This window comes from Deinococcus sp., assembly GCF_025362455.1.
Taxonomy (GTDB): Bacteria; Deinococcota; Deinococci; order Deinococcales; family Deinococcaceae; genus Deinococcus.
Genome location: NZ_JANYGJ010000224.1, coordinates 1 through 4,745, shown reverse-complemented (window position 1 = coordinate 4,745; position 4,745 = coordinate 1). Strand labels below are relative to the sequence as shown.

The window sequence follows — 4,745 nt, the reverse complement described above, 5'->3', positions numbered from 1 at the left end:
CCACGCCTTTGCGAATCCACACTTCTTCCTGCGCCAGCAGTTTGTCGGCCTTGGCAAAGATGACAGCTTCCTGCGCCATCTGGTCTTCCTTCTGAATCAGGTACTGGGCAAAATTACCCGGATAGCTGCGCAGCTTGCCGCGGTCGAGTTCCACGATGACGGTGGCCACTTGGTCCAGAAAGGCCCGGTCATGGGTAATCGCGATGATGCTGCCGTTGAAATTAATCAGCAATTCTTCCAGCCAGGCGATCGAATCGAGGTCCAGGTGATTGGTCGGCTCGTCGAGCAGCAGCACGTCGGGGTTTTCGACGATCAATGCGGCCAGGCCCAGGCGGGTGCGCTCGCCGCCCGACAGTCCGGCGCTCAGGTCGTGTTCGCGGCCCCGGAAGCCGAAGGCCAGCGTCACGGCGTCACGGCGGCTGCGGCGCTCGAAGCCGCCCCGGCGTCCGTAGTGCTCCAGCAGCTCGGCGTGGTGCTCGATGCTCTGCGGGCTCTCCATCATCCGGGCGGCCTGCTCCAGCTCGGCCTCCAGGGCGTCGAGTTCGTGAAAGGCGGCTTCCAATATGCTGTGAACGGTGCTGCCGGGCGCGAAACTGGGGTCCTGGGTCAGATTGCCCACCCGCACGCCGGGACCGCGCCGGATCACGCCCGCGTCGGGTTTCTCGCTGCCGAGCAGCAGGCGCAGCAGGGTCGTCTTTCCGGCGCCGTTGCGCCCCACCAGCCCGATGCGGTCACCGGGGTTGATCTGCAAACTCACACCCGTGAGCACCGGCTGGGCGCCGTAGTCTTTCTGAACGTCTTCGAGGGCCAGGAGCACGCCTGGGAGTATGGCACGGCGGGGCGCGGCCAGGCCGGACGGGGGAACAGTTGCGGGGCAGAGGTGCGGCGTTGTGTTTTTTTGTCTTGAGCACCGATGAGAACGTCGTCCTGGCGCGGCATCAACGAAGAGGCGTCGGCGTGTTGATGGGCCTCGCCTGCTCAGCCCTTCTCTCGCCGAGGACAGACTTTACTGTACTGGATTTACCCCACTGAGACGACATTTTCTCCCACTTCACTGGGATTCACTTCACTCAGGCTTGGTGTCTTGACGGCAGCGCGGCGTAGTTTGCCTGTGCCCGGTTGCCTGTGCCCGGTTGCCTGTGCCCGAACTGCATTCCCGCCACGCCCCACTCTCAGACGCGCCCCACTGTCAGATCTGTTGTAAGACATCGGGCGCCTCCCCGTTTTTTCCACCCGGTCCCCCCCCACCGCGCCACCTGAAATGTCACAAACACCACCCCATATCATAAACTTAATTTTAGACTACTATAACTATTAGCTCATTTGGCGGAATTCGAGTGACAGTCGTTCCCGCTCCAGACGACTTTTTTCAGTTTATGTGAAAAATTAAACCCCGCCGATCTGCCGTTTAACTAAACGCCGTGATAGTTCAGCGTCTACACTCTTCGTGTGCGTTTTTCTATGGCTCTCTCCAATCAATTGTCTCTCTCCCATCAATTTCGCCTGGCGGCCTGCGGGCTGGCGCTGTCCGGGCTGATCGGTTCCGGTACCGGTCTGGCCAGCATGACCGCAGCCGAGCCCCTGGTGCTGCGTGAAGCCAGCGGCAGCGTCGAGCAGCAAGGCGAGGGGCCGAGCAGCGCCTGGCAACTGGCCGCCCCCGGCGTCAGCGTGGCTCAGGGTCTGCGGGTCGGCACCGGTCGGGCGCTGCTGATCGTTGGCGGCAGTGACAGTGGCAGCGGCAGTGGCAATGACAGCGGCTCAGGCCAGGTGCTGCTCGGCAGCGATTCGGCCCTGCGCGTCTTCCAGCAGGAGCCCGATTTCCAGAGTGGGCGCGTCTACCTGAGCGGCAAGCTCAAGTTCTTTGCCCAGAGCGTTCACATGGCCGCCGAGGGCAAAATCCGACTGGACCTCAGCGCCCCGACCCGCCGCCTGGCCGTCATCGCCGGTGAGGCGCGGCTGGCGGTGGGCACCACCCAGATCAAGCTGAAGGCCGGTCAGCAGTACGATTTCGTCAGCAAGAAAGTGACGCCGTTTTTGGAGCGCGACCCCTGGTACGACTCGCGTTTCACCGGCCAGGGCGAGGCCCGCATCGAGGCCACCAACGGCCCGGTGACGCTCCAGATCGGCAGTGAGGCGGCGCGGACCGCCCTGCCCAGCCAGCCGCTGCTCTCCGGCCAGCAACTTCTGACCGGCGAGGGCGCCTGGGCCGAGGTCGGCTTTACCGGCGGCGGTTACCTGCGGCTGCAACCCCGCAGCGCCCTGAGCGTCCTGAGCATCGAGACGGTGGCGGGCGAGGGCGGCAAACCCCAGCGCCAGGTCAGCCTCAAGCTGCTGCGCGGCAGCGCCTGGAACGTGGTCGCCAAGGGTCAGGGCGGCTATCAGCTCAGCACCCCGACCGTCACCACCGCCGTGCGCGGCACCGTGTTCCGGGTCGACGACTCCGGGCTGGTCAAGGTCTTCGGCGGCCAGGTGGCGCTGCCCAGCCAGGGCGATACGCTGCTGGCCAGCGGCACCCAGCGCGGCCTGAGCGGCCAGCTCCAGCCGCTGGTGACCGACGCCAGCGACCGGGCCAACCAGGCGCTCGACGCCGCCCGCGCCGCGCCCACGAGGCTGAGTCTGAAGCTGCCCTCCAGCCTGCGCCTGCTGTCGCTGAGCGCACGCAGCCAGCCCGGCGCCCAGGTGAAGCTGGAACTCAGCGGCCCGCTGGGCAGCGTGACCGACTCGGTGGCTGCCCGGAGCACCCTCACCCTGCCGCTGGTCGGTGACGCCCAGGGCGAATTCAGCCTCCAGCAGCCGGGCGCCGCGCTGCCGGAAGGCCGCTACGAGCTGAAACTGAGCGCCACCCGCATCGCCGGAACGTCGACCCTGCGCCGCAGTCTGGTGATCGACCGCAGCGCCCCCACGCTGAGTCTCACGGCGACGCGCCTGGGCCGGACCCTGCGCCTGAGCGGCCAGCTCAGTGACGCGCTGAGCCGGGCAGTGGTGCTGATCGCCGAAGTGGACGGCGTACCCTACCGCCGCCGCCTGAGCCTGAGCAGTCCGGCGAGTACAGAGAGTCCAGAACAGACCAGTTCAGACAAGAACAGTGCGACCCTGGACTGGGTGCTGCCGCTGCCACGCCCGGACGCCGTGGTGTCGCTGACCATGACCGACGAGGCCGGGAACGTGGGTTATGCCACGCGTTGACGGGCGAACCCGCCTGACTGCCGCCGCCGCCGCCCTGCTCGCCGCCTCGCTGAGCTTGGCGCTGCCGGAGAACTTCCGGCTGTGGGACGTGCTCAACCGCAACCTGGCCGCCGCGCCCGACCCCCGCGTGGTGATCGTCGGCATCGACGACCTGAGCTTGCAGGATTACGGACGGCTGAGCACCTGGGACCGCAGCCTGTACGCCCGCGCCCTGGGTACGCTGCGCCAGGCCGGGGTCCGGGCGGTGGGCGTCGATGTGCTGTTCGATTCGCCCGCCGCAGGTGACGACGCCCTGGCCGCCGCCGCCTCGCAGACCGGGGTGGTGCTGGCCTCCAGCCCAGGGCTGCCGCAGGGGGGGCGCCCCTGGAAAACCACCTACGGCGTCTCGACCCTGAACATCGAGGGCGGCAGCGTCAGCAGCTTTCAGACTGCCTACCGGGCTGCGGGCACCCAGCTCTGGCCCAGCTTCAGCGCCCAGCTCGCCCGGCTGGCCGGGGTGCCCAGGCCGCTTGGCGAAGAGCGCCAGATTCTGCGCTACGTCGGTAAGAGCAGCAGCAACCTGCCCACCTACTCGTTTCGGGACGTGGTGCGCGGCAACGTGCGCTTCTCTGACTTTCAGAACAAGGTCGTGCTGATCGGGCTGACCGCCAGCGGCGAGGCGGGCAACACCTTTCCCGATTCGCGGCTGAGCCCAGTGCCGGGCGTGAGCCTTCAGGCGCGGGCCGTCTCGTCGCTGCTCGCCGAGCCTTTTAGGGGCGTCAGCGCCTGGCTCACCGCGCTGATCTGCGCCGCGCTGGCCGCCGCCGCCGTGCTGCTGGGCGGCTTCTGGGGCTTCGGGCTGGCGATGGTCGGGCTGAGCCTCAGTGCGCCGCTGTACCTGGCCGGGCTGCTGTTTCCCGGCGTCACGGCGTCGCTGGCGGCCATCGTGGGCACCGTCTTCGTGGCGCTGGAGCGGGCCTTGACCCTGCGGCGGCTGGGCAGCCTCGACCCGCTGACCGGCCTGGGCAACCGCCTGGCCTTTACCCGCGCCGTGGAGCCGCGCTGGGCCGGGCGCGCCGGGCGTCCGCTGGGGCTGCTGCTGGTCGATCTGGGCGATTTTCGGCGGGTCAACGAGGTGTATGGCCGCGCCGCCGGAGACGAGGTGCTGCGCGAGGTCGCGGGCCGCCTGCGAACCGGGCGCACCCGCCGCGACCTGGTGTTTCGCTGGGGCGCCGACGAATTCGCCGTGCTGGTCGAGCCGATCAGCCAGGACGACCTGGCGCGGCTGGCCGCTGAACTTCAGACGCTGCTCTCGGACCTCAAGTACCGCGACATCGCCCTGCGCGTCACCGTGGGGCAGGCGGTCAGCACGCCGCAGATGCAGACGCCCGGCGAACTGGTCGAGCAGGCGTCCCGCGAGCGCTACCGCAACAAGTACCGCTTAGAGACTGTCTGGAAAGCGTAAGGCTGCCGCTAGGCTGCTGATTCAAGCTGTTTCTCCCGCTCAAACTCAGCAAGTCGCCGGATCATGATACGAATAAAGGTCAACTGTATGAATGCCTCGGTCACCTCTGGCAGCA

3 protein-coding genes are annotated in these 4,745 nt (G+C 67.4%); 2 read left to right on the top strand and 1 reads right to left on the bottom strand.

Features of this window, described 5'->3' with window-relative positions; all coding sequences use genetic code 11:
• The coding region (locus tag Q0R23_RS15600; RefSeq protein WP_293914442.1) for an ATP-binding cassette domain-containing protein at nucleotides 1-817 on the bottom strand (817 nt) is incomplete at its 3' end.
• Between the two features lie 632 nt (nucleotides 818-1,449).
• On the opposite strand from Q0R23_RS15600, the gene Q0R23_RS15595 reads away from it, so the two are divergent.
• Together Q0R23_RS15595 and Q0R23_RS15590 are read left to right on the top strand one after the other, a co-directional pair.
• Complete coding sequence (locus tag Q0R23_RS15595) at nucleotides 1,450-3,186, top strand: FecR family protein (protein WP_293914440.1); 1,737 nt, start codon at nucleotides 1,450-1,452, stop codon at nucleotides 3,184-3,186.
• Nucleotides 3,173-4,630 (top strand): CHASE2 domain-containing protein, encoded by a 1,458-nt coding sequence (locus Q0R23_RS15590; RefSeq protein WP_293914439.1) that lies wholly within the window; start codon nucleotides 3,173-3,175, stop codon nucleotides 4,628-4,630. Before Q0R23_RS15595 ends, Q0R23_RS15590 begins: the two co-directional genes overlap by 14 nt.
• Nucleotides 4,631-4,745: the final 115 nt, after the last annotated feature.

Bases quoted from the DNA above. Each gene is read 5' to 3' on its own strand.
- Q0R23_RS15590 (WP_293914439.1), top strand. From the start codon at position 3,173: ATGCCACGCGTTGACGGGCGAACCCGCCTGACTGCCGCCGCCGCCGCC.